General features: G+C 69.2%; 13 protein-coding genes. 1 reads left to right on the forward strand and 12 read right to left on the reverse strand.

Annotated features, from left to right (window positions below; genetic code table 11):
• Window positions 1-163: 163 nt before the first annotated feature.
• From AC0L6F_RS08475 to AC0L6F_RS08490, 4 genes are all read right to left on the reverse strand, one after another.
• Window positions 164-1,339: a thiolase family protein gene (locus AC0L6F_RS08475; RefSeq protein ID WP_473537502.1), complete on the reverse strand. Its 1,176-nt coding sequence runs from the start codon at window positions 1,337-1,339 to the stop codon at window positions 164-166.
• 1 nt (window position 1,340) lies between these two features.
• Window positions 1,341-2,006 (reverse strand): 3-oxoacid CoA-transferase subunit B, encoded by a 666-nt coding sequence (locus AC0L6F_RS08480; protein ID WP_473537503.1) that lies wholly within the window; start codon window positions 2,004-2,006, stop codon window positions 1,341-1,343.
• Entirely contained in the window at window positions 2,003-2,764 is a 762-nt protein-coding gene (locus AC0L6F_RS08485; RefSeq protein WP_473537504.1) for a 3-oxoacid CoA-transferase subunit A, read from the reverse strand. The genes AC0L6F_RS08480 and AC0L6F_RS08485 overlap by 4 nt, the downstream gene beginning before the upstream one ends.
• A gap of 112 nt (window positions 2,765-2,876) precedes the next feature.
• Window positions 2,877-4,790 carry a bifunctional sugar phosphate isomerase/epimerase/4-hydroxyphenylpyruvate dioxygenase family protein gene (locus tag AC0L6F_RS08490; RefSeq protein WP_473537506.1) on the reverse strand — a complete coding sequence of 638 codons (1,914 nt, stop codon included), beginning with the start codon at window positions 4,788-4,790 and terminating at the stop codon, window positions 2,877-2,879.
• Window positions 4,791-4,804: 14 nt separating this feature from the next.
• On the opposite strand from AC0L6F_RS08490, the gene AC0L6F_RS08495 reads away from it, so the two are divergent.
• Complete coding sequence (locus AC0L6F_RS08495; protein ID WP_473537507.1) at window positions 4,805-5,479, forward strand: TetR/AcrR family transcriptional regulator; 675 nt, start codon at window positions 4,805-4,807, stop codon at window positions 5,477-5,479.
• 63 nt (window positions 5,480-5,542) lie between these two features.
• On the opposite strand, the gene AC0L6F_RS08500 is transcribed toward AC0L6F_RS08495, so the two are convergent.
• The 8 genes from AC0L6F_RS08500 to AC0L6F_RS08535 all read right to left on the reverse strand — a co-directional run bounded on the left by AC0L6F_RS08500 (window position 5,543) and on the right by AC0L6F_RS08535 (window position 16,338).
• Window positions 5,543-8,077 carry an outer membrane protein assembly factor BamB family protein gene (locus AC0L6F_RS08500; protein ID WP_473537508.1) on the reverse strand — a complete coding sequence of 845 codons (2,535 nt, stop codon included), beginning with the start codon at window positions 8,075-8,077 and terminating at the stop codon, window positions 5,543-5,545.
• Window positions 8,078-8,344: 267 nt separating this feature from the next.
• On the reverse strand, window positions 8,345-9,112 hold the full coding sequence (locus tag AC0L6F_RS08505; protein ID WP_473537509.1) for an IclR family transcriptional regulator: 768 nt from the start codon (window positions 9,110-9,112) through the stop codon (window positions 8,345-8,347).
• Window positions 9,109-9,816: an IclR family transcriptional regulator gene (locus AC0L6F_RS08510; RefSeq protein ID WP_473537510.1), complete on the reverse strand. Its 708-nt coding sequence runs from the start codon at window positions 9,814-9,816 to the stop codon at window positions 9,109-9,111. Before AC0L6F_RS08510 ends, AC0L6F_RS08505 begins: the two co-directional genes overlap by 4 nt.
• 173 nt (window positions 9,817-9,989) lie before the next feature.
• Window positions 9,990-10,997, reverse strand: a complete 1,008-nt coding sequence (locus tag AC0L6F_RS08515; protein ID WP_473537511.1) for a ThuA domain-containing protein — start codon at window positions 10,995-10,997, stop codon at window positions 9,990-9,992.
• A gap of 164 nt (window positions 10,998-11,161) precedes the next feature.
• Entirely contained in the window at window positions 11,162-12,895 is a 1,734-nt protein-coding gene (locus tag AC0L6F_RS08520) for an FAD-dependent oxidoreductase (RefSeq protein ID WP_473537512.1), read from the reverse strand.
• Window positions 12,892-13,725, reverse strand: coding sequence for a sugar phosphate isomerase/epimerase family protein (locus tag AC0L6F_RS08525; protein ID WP_473537513.1), 834 nt, complete (start codon window positions 13,723-13,725; stop codon window positions 12,892-12,894). The genes AC0L6F_RS08520 and AC0L6F_RS08525 overlap by 4 nt, the downstream gene beginning before the upstream one ends.
• Window positions 13,722-15,482, reverse strand: a complete 1,761-nt coding sequence (locus AC0L6F_RS08530; protein ID WP_473537514.1) for an FAD-dependent oxidoreductase — start codon at window positions 15,480-15,482, stop codon at window positions 13,722-13,724. Before AC0L6F_RS08530 ends, AC0L6F_RS08525 begins: the two co-directional genes overlap by 4 nt.
• Entirely contained in the window at window positions 15,475-16,338 is an 864-nt protein-coding gene (locus tag AC0L6F_RS08535; RefSeq protein WP_473537515.1) for a shikimate dehydrogenase, read from the reverse strand. Before AC0L6F_RS08535 ends, AC0L6F_RS08530 begins: the two co-directional genes overlap by 8 nt.
• Window positions 16,339-16,429 lie beyond the last annotated feature (91 nt).

Below are 16,429 nucleotides of genomic sequence, written 5' to 3' on the forward strand. Positions count from 1 at the left end.
CGAGGTTGTCCCCGGCGTGGGGCACAATCTCGGCGAACGAACGACAATCTCGGCGAACGAACGACAACCTCGGCGAACGAACGACAATCTCGACGAACGAACGACAACCTCGGCAAACATATGACAACCTCGGCGGGAGGGCGCGGGGCGGGAGGGGGCGGGGTCAGCGCTCGAGGACGACGGCCAGGCCCTGGCCGACGCCGATGCAGATCGCCGCGACCGCCACGCCCGAGCCCCGTCGGCGCAGCTCGTGCGCGGCGTGGCCGATGATCCGGCCGCCCGACGCACCCAGCGGGTGGCCGATCGCAAGCGCGCCGCCGTGGATGTTCACCTTGTCCGGGTCCAGTTCGGGCCAGCCCTGGATGTCGGCGAGCGACTGTGACGCGAACGCCTCGTTCAGCTCGACGAAGTCCACGTCGGCCCAGGTGCGGCCCGCGCGGGCGAGCGCCTTGTTGGCCGCCTCGATCGGTGCGAGCGGGAACACATCCGGGTCGACCCCGTGCGCCCCGCGGCCGGCGATCCGCGCCAGGGGCTCGGCATCCACCGCCCCTTCCCGTCCGAGCAGCACGGCCGACGCGCCGTCGTTGATCGACGAGGAGTTGCCCGCGGTCACCGATCCCTTGCCGTCCGTCGCGAACAGGGCGCGCAGTCCCGCGAGCTTCTCCATCGACGTGTCCGGGCGGATGCCCTCGTCGCGGTCGAGCTCGGCGCCGGGCACCTGCACGATCTCGCCGGCGTAGACGCCCTGAGCCCAGGCCTCCGCCGCGAGCCGGTGCGAGCGCAGCGCGAACGCGTCCTGCTCCTCGCGCGAGATCCCGGCCGCCCGGGCGACCTTCTCGGCGGACTGACCGTTCGAGATCGTCCAGTCGGCGGGCAGCTTCGGGTTGGTCATGCGCCACCCGATCGACGTGTTCCACATCGTCTGGTTGCCGGTGGCCGGCCACGGCTTGGCCGACTTCTCGACGATGAACGGCGCCCGGCTCATCGACTCGACACCGCCGGCGAGGATGATGTCGGCATCTCCCGACTCGATCGCCCGCGAGCCCTGCACGACCGCCTCGACCGAGGAGGCGCACAGCCGGTTCACGGTCACGCCGGTGACGGATGTCGGGAACCCGGCCAGCAGCGCCGCCATGCGCGCGACGTTGCGGTTGTCCTCGCCGGCCTGGTTCGCGTCGCCGAAGATCACGTCGTCGATGCGCGCCGGGTCCAGCCCGGTCCGCTCGATCGTCGCCTTCATCACGAGGGCGGCCAGGTCGTCGGGGCGCACGCCGGCCAGGGCTCCGCCGGCGCGGCCGAACGGGGTGCGGACGGCGTCGTACACATAGGTGGCGGTCATGTCAGTCTTCCTTCCGGGATGCCGCGGCTGCGGCATCCGTCAGTTCCAGTCCGGTCAGCTCGGCCAGCGACGCGATCGTGTTGTCGCCGAAGACCTCGCGCACGGCGAAGCCGTCCGGGGTCACGTCGAACACGGCGTGATCGGTGTAGACGCGAGTGACGCACCCGACGCCGGTGAGCGGGTATGTGCAGGCCGCGACCAGCTTGGACTCGCCCTTCTTGGTGAGCAGATCGGTCATCACGAACACCTGCTTGGCGCCGATGGCCAGGTCCATCGCGCCGCCGACGGCCGGGATCGCTCCGGGCGCCCCGGTCGACCAGTTCGCCAGGTCGCCGGTCTGCGACACCTGGAACGCCCCGAGCACGCACACGTCCAGGTGGCCGCCCCGCATCATCCCGAACGAGTCGGCGTGGTGGAAGTACGCCGCGCCGGGCAGTGCGGTGACCGCCTGCTTGCCCGCGTTGATGAGATCCGGGTCGACCCGGCCGGCCTCGGGCGCCGGGCCCATGCCGAGCAGGCCGTTCTCGGTGTGCAGGATGATCTCCTGGTCGTCGGGCAGATAGTTGGCCACCAGCGTCGGCGCGCCGATGCCGAGGTTCACGTACGAGCCCTCGGCGATGTCGGCGGCGATCCGCGCCGCCAGGTCCTGTCGGCTGATCGTGGTCATCGGTGGGCCTCCTGCCCGGTCGCGGCATCCGATTCCAGCGGAGCACCCTCGAGGTCGACGCCGCCGATGAACGCGCCCTCGCGCAGCCATGGACGCGCGCCGAGGGCCACGACCCGGTCGACGAAGATGCCGGGCGTCACCACCGTCTCGGGGTCGATCGCCCCCAGCGGGACGACCTCGTCCACCTGCACGATGGTCGTGGTCGCCGCCGAGGCCATGATCGGCCCGAAGTTGCGGGCCGTCTCGCGATAGACGATGTTGCCCCAGCGGTCCGCCCGCAGCGCGCTCACCAGGGCGACGTCGGCCTTGATCGGATACTCGAGGGCGTACTCGCGGCCGTCGATCACCCGGTGCTCCTTGCCCTCGGCCAGCTGGGTGCCCACGCCGGTCGGCGTGAAGAACCCGCCGATCCCGGCGCCGGCGGCGCGGATCCGCTCGGCGAGGTTGCCCTGCGGGACCAGCTCGAGCTCGATCTGGCCCGCGCGGTACAGCCCGTCGAACACCCACGAGTCGTGCTGGCGGGGGAACGAGCAGATGATCCGACGCACCCGCTTCTCGGCCAGCAGGGCGGCCAGGCCCACATCGCCGTTGCCGGCGTTGTTGCTCACGATCGTGAGGTCGCCGGCGCCCTGGGCGATCAGGGCGTCGATCAGCTCGACCGGCTGGCCGGCCCGGCCGAATCCGCCGATCATGATGGTCGCGCCATCGGGGATGCCGGCCACGGCGGCCGCGACATCCGGCACGGTCTTGTCGATCACGAGCCCTCCTCGGTAGGAATGTTCGCTGTGCGAACCTGTGTCCGTCAGACGTACAGCCCAGCCTACTCCACCTGTGGCGGACGACGCGAGGCGTGAGCCGGTCGTCGGGGCGTCACGCCCGGCGCGGCGCGCTCTGCGCGCTGAGTCGTACCGGTGCATTCGCCGCGCCATAGCCGTCGTACCCCGCCCGACGCTCGACGAACTCCCAGAAGATCTGGCCGACGGTCCGCGTGTAGAACTGCAGGTACTCCGCGTCGCCGTCGCGGTCGTAGAGCAGTCCGAGTCCACGCAGCTCGTCGATGAATTCCGGTTCGAGGTCGAAGCGTGCAATGAGGTCGTCGTAGTAGTTCACGGGAATGCGCAGCACCTCGAGTCCGCGGTCGCGCACGGCGCGGGCGAGCGCGCGCGCGTCGGTGCACCGGAATGCGATGTGCTGTGCCAGGCCTCCCCCGGATCGCCGGTCGGCGAGCCCGGTCGGCGCGACGTTCAGGGGCAGCCGCACGCCGTCCGCGCGCAGCACGCGGCTCTGCATGAGGCCCTGCGGGCCGGCGACGTGGGTCGCACTCCCCGGATCCAGAGAGAACACCGACGTGTAGAACAGCACGGATTCGTCGATCACCTGCCACGGCTGCATGAGGCTCACGTGATCGATCGCGAAGACTCCCGCCGGGTCGGATGCCGCGGCCACGCCGTGCTCGAACTCCGCCGTCCACGCGGGCTCGGCACCGCCTACGGCATCCACCCAGTACAGCTCGGTGCCCTCGGGGGCCACCACCGCATCGAGTGCCTGTTCGGTGGCATAGGTGCGCCGGTAGGCGAACGCCGTGCCGAGCTCGCGGGCCCGCTGCGCCTGCAGCCCGGCGTCCGCGACTTCGAAACCCACTGCTGACAGGTGCGGGTCCTCCCCGTGCGCATGCTGCTCATTGAGCACGACGCGCGCCTGTCCGCTGCTCCACAGCGTCACGGGCTTGGACCGGTGACGCCCGCGCGAAGAGAAGCCGAGCTGGGCGAGCATCACCTCCAGCTGCGAGGTGTCCTCCGCCTTGATCTCGACGAAGTCGAAGCCGACCGGCGGCGCGGTCGCCGTCAGCGGCTGCAGCGGCGAGGCGACTGCCGCCCCGAGGTGCCGCGCTGCCGCATCCTCGAGCCACCGCAGCGACCGGCGCGCATGCACCGCCGTTTCGAACGGGTCCGTCTGCCGGAAGGTGTCGTTGAACACCTCGAGCGACAGCGGGCCCGTGTACCCGGCGCGTACGACATGCGTGAGGAATCCCTCGAGGTCGAAGTCGCCCTCCCCGGGGAACAGCCGGTGATGGCGGCTCCACGAAAGCACGTCCATGGACATCGCGGGCGCATCGGCCAGTTGCACGAAGAAGATCTTCTCGCCGGAGATCCGCTCGATGTCGTTCGGATCATGCCCGCGCGAAAGGATGTGGAACGAGTCGAGGCAGACACCCACCCGGGGATGATCGGCGAGCTCGACGATGCGCCAGGCCCGCCGGTAGTCGTCGATGTACCGCCCCCAGGCCAGTGCCTCATACGCGATCCGGACGTCGTACTCGTCGGCGAGGTCGCCGAGCTCGCGCAACTGCGCGGCGCTGACCTCGTCGTCGTCGATCGTGGCCGTGCCGACGTTGCTGCAGCACAGCACGAGGTCGATGCCCAAGCGCTGCATGAGCGTGAACTTCGCCCGCGCCCGATGACGCACATCAGCGAACGCCGCGGCATCCACCCCCTCGACGTCGCGCATCGGCTGATAGAGGTCGAGCGACAGACCGAGTCGGTCGGCGAGCGCTCGGATCTCCTCCGGACTCTCGGGCGCGGCGATCAGGTCGGGCTCGAATATCTCGACCCCGTCGAAGCCGGCATCGGCGCAGGCGCGCAGCTTCTCACCGAGCGTCCCGCTGATGCACACCGTGGCGATCGACGTCTTCATGAGCGCTAACGTACCATCCAGTACATAGACTGAGGATGCTGCGCCCGCCGGGCGCCCGCGCCCCTGAGATACTACGGTGAGTAGTGCCACCCAGAGGACTCGAGATGACGACCACGACCACCCACACCGCACCGGAGCGGCGCAGGGATCCGGAGCGCACCCGTCGGGACATCCTGCAGGTCGCCACGAGCGAGTTCGCGGCCCAGGGCTTGGCCGGAGGTCGGGTCGACGAGATCGCGCGCCGCACCCGCACGACCAAGCGGATGATCTACTACTACTTCGGCTCCAAGGAAGGTCTGTACCTGCGCGTCCTCGAGACCGCTTACGAGGTCATCCGCTCCCTCGAGCAGCACCTCGACGTCGACGACATCGATCCGGTAGCGGCATTGCGCACTCTCGCCGAGGCGACGTACGAGCACCATACGACCCATCGTGACTTCATCCGGCTGGTGGCGATCGAGAACATCCACCGCGGCGAGTTCATCGGCGAATCCGAGGTGATCCACGACCTCAACTCCACCGCCATCGACATGCTCACCCGCGTGCTCGAACGCGGCGTCTCCGCCGGCGTCATGCGCGACGACATCGATGCCCTCGACGTGCATATGATGATCAGCTCGTACGCGGTGTTCCACGTCGCGAACCAGTACACGTTCCGATCGCTGTTCGACCGCGACCTTCTCGACGACAAGCGGCATGACTACTACCGGCGCCTCGCCGGCGAGATGGTGGTGTCGACGATGACGTCGATGCCCGCCAGCCTCGAGCCGCCGCGCTGAGGCCTGCCGCAACCCGGCGCCGCGCCCCCGTGGAGACGCGACGCCGGGTGCGGCGCGGAGTGACTACTTCGAGACCCGCACCTGCACATCGGAGGCGATGTGGTGCAGCGTGCCGTGAACCTTCACATTCGCCTCCACCGTCAACGTGGTCGCGCCTTCCGGCACGTTGTTGTCGACGTCGGCCTTGTCGAAGGTGAGGATGATCCGGTTCTTGTTCGCGACGACCTTGGTCGGCTCGATCGGCTGCTGTCCGAGCGGTGTGACCAACTCGGCGCCACTGTCGTACCGGTATCCCTTCGGCAGCTCGAAGTGCGCCGTGATCTTGCCGTGGACGTCGTTGAACGTCCGGGCGTCGAACCTGAGCGTGCCGGGAGTGAACCGCAGCGCTCCGGCGATCTGCTCCGTCTCGTCGAACACGACCTCGATCTTGCCGGTCGGTCGCGGATCGGTGCAGTCGTTGAAGTAGTACTCCCCCGGCTGTGTGAAGGTGTGCGTGTAGCTCTCACCGGGTGCGAGCTTCGCGTTGAACTCCCCTTCGAAGAACTGCGTGGCGCAATGCTCCTTCAGGTTCGGGTGGTTCGGGAAGGTCTCGGCCCCCGGGTTGAGGAACGTCACGGTGTCGCCCACGTGCACGCGCAGGTCAGTGGGCTGCATGGCCGACTGACTCACGCTGTCCGCAGCGGCCGCAGTGTCTGCCGTACGCGAGGAGCGCGCCAGCAGAACGGTGTTGTCGACGGTGTCGCCGTCGACCGGACCGCCGCCCTGCACGGGCCGCCGCATCTGCAGCGGCTTCGTGAGCGGCCCCTCCTGGCTGCCCGACTCGGTGGTGTATCGGCCGTCGAGCTTGAAAGCCCACATCGAATCGCCCGCGGTGATCGATCCGCCGTACGGGTTCGTCGTTCCTGCGGCGAACACCGCGACGTACTGCTGGCCGTGCACGGTGTAGGTCACCGGCGGAGAGCCGATCGACGTTCCCGTCTGGAACTGCCACCTGACCTTGCCGGTGCTGTCATCGAGCGCCAGCAGGCGTCCGTCCGCTTGGCCCACGAAGACCAGGCCGCCGGCGGTCGTGAGCGGACCCTGGCCGTGCGACATGTCGGTGCCCAGGTGGTTGCGCCACTTCAGCTTGCCGGTCGTCGGGTCATAGGCCAGGATTCCCCCGGTCTGGTATTGGCCGATCGCGCGCTGGCCGTTCGAGGACGCGCCGAGCCAGTGCGCCACCGGGTTGGTGCCGTACGGCATATACACCAGGCCCGTCTTGTGGCTGAATGACTGCGCTGACCAGTCGGCGCCGCCGTTCGGGCTCGAGGTCGACAGGATCGGCAGCTCCCAGTGCGGGTCGTACAGGCAGCCCTCGCGGTGGTCGGCGCCCTCCGGGTACGTCAGGTGCGACTCGTCGGCGGCGACGTAGCTGTCGGGGTTGAACACGAGGTTGCCGTGCTCATCCGGCTGGTAGCCGTCGTAGTTCGGCACGCCACGGTAGGGGTCGCCGGGGATGTTCTTCGGATCGAGCTTCTGCCACACGATGCACTCGGGCAGCGGGTCCGCCTCCGGGAACGGCTCCGTGGCCGCATTCTGTTGACGGTCGTCGATGATCATCGGCTTCTCTACGACGGGGCGAACCGGCTTGCCGGTCGCGCGGTCGAGCACGAACTGGTGACCCGACTTCGTTCCGTAGAAGAGCACCTGGCGCTTCTTGCCATCGATCTTCAGATCGGCCAGAACCGGCGATTCCACGTTGTCCAGGTCCCAGATGCCGTGGCGGATCGACTGATAGTGCCAGCGGTGCTCGCCGGTCTTCGCGTCGATCGCGACGATGGTCGAGGCGAACACGTCGTCGCCGGGGCGACCCGAGCCGTCCTGCGACGAATTGCAGCTGCGAGGGTTGCCGAACGTGGCGTAGTACAGGCCGAGTTCGGGGTCGACCGAGCCGCTGATCCAGCTCGTGGCACCACCCGTCTCGGCGCAGTCTTCCCCACCGTCGGTGGGAGCCGGGCCCCACGTGGCCGAGGCGTCGAACGTCGTTCCGTCGGGATTCGTGAAGATCTCGCCGCGGGTGGGACTGCCGAAGAAGTGCCACAGATAGTGGCCATCGCTCGCGTCGAGGGCGACCACGGCGCCCCGGTCGCCGTCGGCCGCGTGCACGTAGACGACCCCGTCCGAGTACACGGTGGCGGCCTTTCCGACCCGGCCGATGTTCTCACCGTTCGGGCCTGTGGGCTGCACCGCCCACACCTGCTTTCCGGTCTTCTGGTCGAGCGCGACGACGTAGTTGTCACCGGCGAGAGTGTAGATGCGCCCCTCGCCTGCGGAGTCGCCACGGCGGGTCTTCGACATGCCGTGCTCGGTGTCTTCCCACTTCCACTTCGCCTGGCCGGTCGCGCCATCCAGAGCGATCACACCGCCTGACGGTGTGTCGAGATAGATCACACCGTCGATGACGATCGGCGCCGTCTGCTGACCTGTGGCGTCCGATGCCGGAGCGACCGCCGACACGTGCGTGCGCCACGTGGGTGCAAGCCGGTCAAGGGTGCGCTTGTTGACGTCGTCCAGCGATGAGTAGCGCTGACTGCCGAGGTTGCCGCCGATCGTCGGCATGTCGGCGCCGGTTGCTTCGACGGCGCTGTGCCCTGGATCGTCCTCATGGCCAGGCCCATGGCCATGGCTGCTGTCCGCATAGGACGGCGCGACCACCGCCGCCGAGAGCATGAGCGCCGCGCCGATCGCAATTGCGCAGCTACGAACCGGTAGACGTCTTGTCATCATTCAACTCCTTGATCGTCTTCGACCGACTACTGACGATTCGGAAGTTACGGCGTGATCAGGAGGCGGACAACACGCGGCCCAGCGAGTGAGACGGGACGGTCAGCTCGTCGCAGAGGATCGGGCGAGACTCGCCGAGAGCTCCTCGGCACCCGCGCGAAGCAGAGGCAGGTGACGCGCAGGGTCGAATGTTGCAGGATGCCCCGATACCGAGATCGCGGCAGCCATGCCGCCGCCGGACATGACGGCGAGTGCAAGACTCGCGTGGTCGGAAGCGAACTCGCCCGCCTCATATGCCGGTGCCCCGCGGCGGATCTCCTCCAGGCGAGAGCGCAGAACGACGGCATCCGTCACCGTCTGCGGCGTGAACGCGACGAGCGACTTCTCCAGCACGGCATCGACGACGGCACCCGAGGCGTGCGCGAGCGTTGCCAGCCCCAGGGCGGTAGCGTGCACCGGCAGGCGCATGCCGGTCCGGATCCGCACGGGGTCGGATGCCTGCCCTCGGACCGCGGCGACGCAGACCACCTCCTCACCGTCTCTGAACGCCACCTGTACAGCGTGGGCGGTCCCCTCGCGCAGCGCCATCATGACCGGCATCGCAATGCCGCGCAGGGCACTCGGCTGTCCGGCGAGCCAGCCGAGCTCGAAAAGCCGCACGCCCAGGTGGACCATGCGCCCGTCACGCTCGAGGTATCCCTGACCCACGAGCGCTGCGACCAGGCGCGAGACCGTCGACTTCGGCAGGGCCGACCGCGTCGCCAGCTGCGAGATCGTCGCCCCGCGGTCGTCCTGATCGAACGACTCGAGGATCAACGTCATGCGGTCGAGCACGCCGACCGCATCGTCGACCGAGCCTTCGGCGCTCATGCCACGCTCGCCGCCAGCCGCCGGGTGAGGACGTGGGCGGCGTGATGCACGAGGGGCGCCACGCGCTCCGGATCCATGTCAGCCGCGGGACCGGCCGCCGAGATCGCGGCGACGGGAAGCCGCTCGGGCGAGAGCACGGGACTGGCCACCGCGACCACTCCTGGGAACGTTTCGCAGACGTCGACGGCGAACTCATGCGTGCGTACGGCGTCCAGCTCCTTCTCGATGCGATGTCGCAGCCGCACATCGAGACCGATGAACACGCGCGTCAGCGCGACGTCGTCCTCGGCGAAGGCGAGCACCGCCTTGCCCAGCGCGGTCGTGACGACGGGCACGCGCACGCCCGCGTGCGAGGGCGCCGGGCGCAGCCGCCCGCGCACCGATACGACCGTGAGCATGTCGTCGCCCTCCTGCACGGCGACGTTGAGATGCTCCCCCGTCGCCTGGAACAGCTCTGCGAGCACCGGCAGCGCAGCCGCGCCCAGTCGTCGCGGTGTTCTGGCGCGTGCGCCGAGTTCGAACAGGCGCAGCCCGATCATGATGCCCCGGTCGGTACGCGCGAGATAACGCTGCCGCACGAGTTCGACGACAAGTCGCGCCACCGTCGACTTGGGGATGCCGGTCGCCGAGGCGAGCTGCGCGACCGTCGCCGCCTCCTCGGCCTCACGCACCGCATCAAGGATGGCGAAGATGCGGTCAAGCACCGAGACAGGACTGCCATGCTGGGCCGAGCGCATATGGGCAGTCTCTACCCGCCCAGACACATAGGCAAGTGAAAGCGTTCTCATTGAACAATGACAACTCACTGGATGGAACGCAAAGGGGTCCGGATCGGCGGGACAGCCGATCCGGACCCCTTCAGATCATCGATCAGAGGTCACGACTTGCAGAAGGGCTCGACGCCCATCACGCTCTCGATTCCCTCCATGACATGGTTCTCGAAGAAGCTGTCGGCGCCGGAGATCGTCTGGCCCGCGTCGTTGGTCATCGGCTCGTCGGTCCAGTCGGCGACGTCGTGGCCCAGGGTCGTCAGCCATGCGCGACCGCCGTCGTAGTACTGGCACCAGCTCACGGGGTGATGCTCGCCATGGCCCTGCACGGTCTGCTCGCTCGTGGCCTTGTCGACCTCGAGCAGCACGTTGACGAAGCTCGGGAACGGATCCAGGTTGTACCACTCGTCGTGGAAGGACTGCGTCGAGTGACGCAGGAACTTCGTCGAGACATCCTTCTTGTTCATGACCTCGAGCGTGCCGTCGCGGTCGCGTCCGTGGTTGTAGTAGTTCGCACCACCCAGCAGGCCCTCGTAGTACGGCCAGTCGTACTCGGTGCCGAACGCGTTGTGGATGCCGACGAAGCCGCCACCTCCGCGGATGTACTGCATCAGGGCGGTCTCGCCCGCGAGATCGAGCGTGTCGCGGTTCGAGCTGAGGAAGACCACCGCCTGATAGTTGCTCAGGTGAGTGAAGGCCTTGAGGTCCTCGGTGTAATCCACCGCGATGCCGCGCTCTTCGGCCCACTTCTTGAGGTTGGCCTGCGCGACGTTGTCGTCGTTCAGCGGCGGGTTCAGACCGGGGCCGAGCGGGCTGCCCAGGTGGGCGTGACGCGGCCCGGCCGTGCGGCTCCAGATGAGGATGCGCTTCTGTTCGCCCTGCTCCCACCCGTTGCCCCAGTCGTTGTAGCACGACTGGTCGACGCCGCGGCACACGCCGTAGTCGGCGATCTTGTCGGTGTAGATCGACTGGGCCGTGGTGGGTTGTCCGCCCACGCCGTTTCCGTGGCCGTTGCCGTGCCCGTTGCCCGTCACCGCCACTCCACCGAGCGCCATCCCGGCGCCCAGGGCTGCCGCCGCGACGAGAACGCCCGCGGATCTTATGAGGGATTTCATGAGATCTCCTTTGATCGATCGTCAGAATCCCGGACCTGCGCGCGCCGCGCTCCGGCGCACCGGGAGCCTGGGATGCGGCTGAATCTACTGAGCGGCATCGACGCCTCTCAACGTCTGTTCCACCCAGTAAGCCGACGCCTGCCGAGTACGCGCGGCCGCGCGACTCAGACCGACGCGGGGGCGGATGCCGCAGCATGACGTGCGGCGGCGTAGCCGAACGTCAGCGCGGCACCGACCTGGCACCCGGCGCCGGGGTACTCGGCCGCCATGACCGAGTCGGCGTCGTTGCCGCACGCATAGAGCCCGTCGATCGCCACACCGCGGTCGTCGAGCACTCGGGCCTCGGCATCGGTGCGCAGCCCACGGGCGGTGCCCAGCGGTGTCGGCACCACGGGCAGTGCGTAGAACGGCGCCGTCGCGATCGGGCCGAGATTCACATTCGGAGTGTGACGCGGGTCGCCGTACTGGTGCCCGAACGTGCTCGCTCCCTTGCCGAACTCCTCGTCGACGCCGACCCGCGCGCTCCGGTTGGCGTCACGCACGGTCTGCTCCAGACGGTCCGCATCGACGCCGATGCTGACGGCGAGGTCGCGCACGGATGGGGCAGAGCGCAGGTATCCCGTACGCACGTAGCGGCGCACGACCCGCCGCGGGGTGTGCGGACGGATCATTCCGAGGCCGTAGGCGCGCAGGGCCACGGCATCGATGATGAGCCACGCCGGGATGGCGCTGTTATCCGATGCCGGAGCGTCAGGGCCGGCATCCGCTGTCGCGTACATCGCCCGCACGAATCGGTGATACGACACCGACTCGTCGACGAAGCGGCGCCCTCCGGCACCCACAGCCACGATGCCCGGCTTGGCGCGGTCCCAGATGTGCGGGACCACCACGAGCGAGCCGTCGCGGCGGTGACCGATCGAGCTCGGGAACCAGAACGCATTGTCGCCGTGGTCCGGGCCGAGCGCGGCTCCCACCTCGAGCGCGAGCTCGAGCGTGTCGGCGGATGCTCCCTCGGAGGCGCGGGTGAACTGAGGCGTCGGCTCCGGCAGGTGCTGCTCGCGCCACGGCCTGCTCGCGGCGAATCCGCCGCCGGCCAGCACGACGCCGTGGCGCGCACGCACGCGCAGCTCGCGACCCCCGCGCTGCAGGATGGCACCGACGACCACGTCGCCCTCGCGCAGCAGGCTCTTCGGAGTGGAGTCGAACCACACCCCTCCGCCGTGGGCGCCGAGCGTGTGGAAGAGCGTCGCGACCAGCGCGTTGCCCATCGCGAGCCGGGTGCCGCGGGGAAAGCGGAGCAGGTCGAACGCCCACCGCACGCCGAGGCGCAACGCGAGCACGGCGGCGGCCGGCGAGAGGCGGAACAGCCCGAGCAGCTGGTCCACCTCGGCGCGGCGCAGCATCATCGTGCCGCCGAACAGCGCGAACTCGGGGACGGGCCAGCGCACCCGGCGGAAGCGCTTCGGGCCGAGGCGACGCCCGTCGAACGGCTCGGGCTCGAGGGCGCGGCCGACGCCGGCGCCCTCGATCTCGGGGTGATAGTCGACGACCGTGCTCGAGTGACGGAAGCGCACGCCCATCCGCTCGAAGTGGTCGAGCATCTCCAGACCGCGCACCAGATACGCCTCGCGCAGATCCCGCGGCGCCCGGTCGCCGACGAGCGCATCGAGATACCGGCGCGCGGCCTCGCCGTCGCCGGCGACGCCCGCTGCCCGCAGGAACGGGTTGTCGGGCATCCAGCACGTGCCCGCCGAATACGCCGTGGTGCCGCCCAGGTATGCGGTCTTCTCGACCACCAGCGTGCGCAGTCCGGCCTCGGCCGCGGTGACCGCGGCGGCCAGTCCCCCGGCACCGCTGCCGATCACCAGGAGGTCGACGGTCTCGTCCCACTCCGTCATCGGTGCGCCTCCTGCGCGTCGAGCCACGCGCGCGTCGCAGCGAGCAGCTCCGCAAGATAGGCCGCGGGAGTCGTTCGGGCGAGCGCCTCGGTGTCCGGCACCTCGACGCTGAGCGGCAGGTCGCCGGCGAACGCGTCGACGAAGTCGACCAACGGCAGACCCCCCACCCCGGGAGCGAGGCGATGGCCGCGGGCCTCGGCCTGCAGCCCGAGGCGCCGGGCTGCGGCATCCACACCCGCCGGCGCCTCCAGCGGGGCGTCGCACAGCTGCAGACACGGCACGAGTTCGGGCGCCACGGCACGCAGGTCGGCCGCCGTGTTGCCACCGCGTGCCCAGTGCAGCGGGTCGAGCATGAGGGCCGCACCCGCGGCGCCGGCGATCTGGGCCGCCTCCACCACGCGAGAGATCGCCTGGTAGCTGATCGGCTCGAGTGCCGGGCGGATGCCGAAGGCCTCGGCATCCTCGCTGAGAGCCGCGAGATGATCCACAAGACGTGCGCGGTCGTCGTCGGCTGCCGTCACAGTGAAAAGAGATGCTCCGAGTGCCGCGCCCGATTCGAGCGCAGGCAGCCAGTCCTCCCGGCCGACATCGGGTGTGAGCGCGAGGAACTCGATGTCCTCGACCGTCATCCCGCCGTCGTGCACGCGCCGGGTCACCTCATCGAGCATCGGCGAGCCGGCGCGCAGGTCGAAGTGCGGCTCGGCCTCCGTCACGGCGTGGACGCGCAGCCCGACGAAGTCGAACCCCGCCGAGGCCGCGGCGGCCACGAGAGTGAGCGGGTCGTGCGGCATGAGTGTGAGGTGCGCGACCCCGATGCGTCGGTCGGTCATCGGCTGCTCTCCTTCTGTGCTGCGGGGGCGGATGCCTCGGCCAGATCATTGCCGGCGATGAAGCCGAAGGTGAGCGCGGGACCGATGTTCACGCCGCCGGCCGGGTAATGCCCGCCCATGACGTTGGCCTGATCGGCGCCGACCGCGTACAGGCCGGGGATCGGCTCGTCGTGCTCGTCCAGGACGCGGGCGCGAGTATCGGCCGCGAGACCGGCGAACGTGCCGAACGAGCCCGGCACGATGCGCACGGCGTAGAACGGCCCCTTCTCGATCGGGGCGAGCGAGGGGTTCGGTTCGACGAGCGCATCGCCGCCGTACCGATTGAACGGCGTACTGCCGCGGCCGAACTCGCTGTCGAGACCACGACGCGCGTCGACGTTGAAGCGCTCGACGCTCGCCACGAGGCCGTCGGGGTCGACGCCGCATTTCCGGGCGAGCGTGGCCAGCGAATGCGCCTTGACGAGGTAGCCGCTGCGCACGTACGGGAACAGCGGCACCGGCCGCGGCTTGGCCATGCCGAGCGGGTAGCGGCGCACGAACCGCGTGTCGCCGATCTGCCACGCCTGCACCGGTTCGCCCTCTGGTGCCGCCGCGAACATCGCCGTCACATAGTCGTAGTACCCGTTCGCCTCGTTGACGAACCGGCGCCCCGTCGAGACCACGCCCATCGATCCGGGCTTGGCGCGATCCATGATGTGCGGGAACGTGCCGACCCGACCCGATCGGTACGGCACGAGCGACACCGGGCACCACGCGCCCGCCGACGCCCCATCGGTGCGCAGCCTCCCGCCGACGCTCTCGCCGAGTGTGATGCCGGCGCCGTCCGCAGTCGCCGGGGCCAGTGGCCAGTGCTCCTGGCCGGTCGGCGTGCGGGGGAAGGTCTCGCGACGCCGCTTCACATCATGCGGGTAGCCGCCGGCGGCGAGCACCACGCCGCGCCGGGCGGCGAAGGTCTGGACGCCGTGCGGCGTCTTGGCCGTGACCTCGTTCACGCGCCCCGCCTCATCGCGGCCCAGCGCGATCGCCGGTGAGGACACACGGATCTCCACCCCCGCATCTTCGGCCGACTGCAGCAGGCGCCCGACCAGTGCGGTGCCGTTGACCAGAGCCATGCCGCGCCGGTGCAGCACGAGGTCGAGCAGATGGAACCCGACGCGCCACGTCGCGTGCCACAGCCCTGCGATGCTGCCACGGGCGGCAGCGAGGAAACCCCCCAGATCGGTGCCGGCCATGATGCCCATGCCGAGGAAGGAGGTCTCGTAGAGCTGCCCCCGCAGCTGCCGGCGCACCCGGCGGCTCAGCCGGCGGGCATTGATGGGTTTGGCACCCGCAGAACGATTGCCGGTGCCGGCGTGGGGCAGGTCACCATAGACGTCGTTGATCTTCGAGCCGGGCACGAATCGGGTCGCAGTCTTGGTGTGGAAGAACTCGATCATGGCGGGGGCCGCCTCGAGGAACGCCGTGACCCGTGCGTCGTCGTAGTCGTCTCCGAGAGCAGCGTGGAGGTATCCCTTCACATCGTCGATCGACTCGTCGACCCCCTCCGCGTGCGCGAGCATCGAGCGGGGCGCCCACAGCCAACCGCCCGACCACGCCGTCGCACCGCCGCACACCTCGGCGGCCTCGAGCACGAGCACCGTCAGCCCGTGGTGCGCCGCGGTCACCGCGGCCGAGAGCCCGCCGGCTCCCGCACCGACCACGATCACGTCATACCGACGCGAGAGAGCGCTCGCTGCAGCATCCTTCCGCTCAGGCACCCTGGGCCACCAGATCGAGGAAGTGCCCGCGCATCCGCGAACGATCAGGGTGCAGACCGGTGATCAGCCGCAGACTCGCCGCCGCCTGACCGACCGCCATGCGCCCGCCGTCGAGCGTGGGCAGGCCGCGCTCGCGCGCGGCGATGATCAGCTCGGTCTCGACGGGACGGTAGATGACGTCGGCGACCCATGCATCGGGGGCCACGACGGTGGCATCCAGCGGCGCACCCGGGATCATGTGCATGCCCACCGGTGTCGCATTCACGACGCCCGTCGCCGTGCGCAGCGGGCTGTCGTCCACCGGGTCGAAGATACTGATCTCGCTGGCCGGGAAGACCGGGCGGTAGTGCTCAGCGAGCCGTTCGGCGCGTTCAATGAGCTGATCGGTCAACGCAAGGTGCGCGGCTCCTGCCGAAAGCAGGGCGTACGCGGTCGCCGACCCCGCGCCGCCCGTGCCCATCTGCACGACACGGTCGAGGGATGCCGCGGGCAGGCCGTCCGCGAGAGCCTCGCCGAAACCCACCGCGTCGGTGTTGTGCCCGTGGCGGCGTCCGTCACGGAAGATCACGAGGTTCACCGCCCCGATGAGTTCCGCCTCCTCACTCAGGTCGTCGATGAATGGCAGCGAAACCTGCTTGAGCGGATGCGTGATGTTGATGGCGTCATAGCCGGAACTCTCGGCCTGTGCGATGAGCGCTCCGATGTCGGTGGCCGTGCGGTCCATCTCCGACAGGTCCCATACGTCATAGTCGTAATCGATGCCGAGGTGCTGCGCCTCCGTCATGTGCATCGACGGCGTCAACGACGGGCGGACTCCTTCGCCCAAGAGCGCGACTCGAAAGCGATCGACGGGCATGCGCCACCTCCATGTGAACTAACCAGTACAAACAACGATAATAGACATGTACGGTCGATTTGGATCGCAAAGCGGCGTCTCGTTCGCTGAG

The sequence above is a fragment of the Microbacterium sp. G2-16M genome (assembly GCF_055809115.1).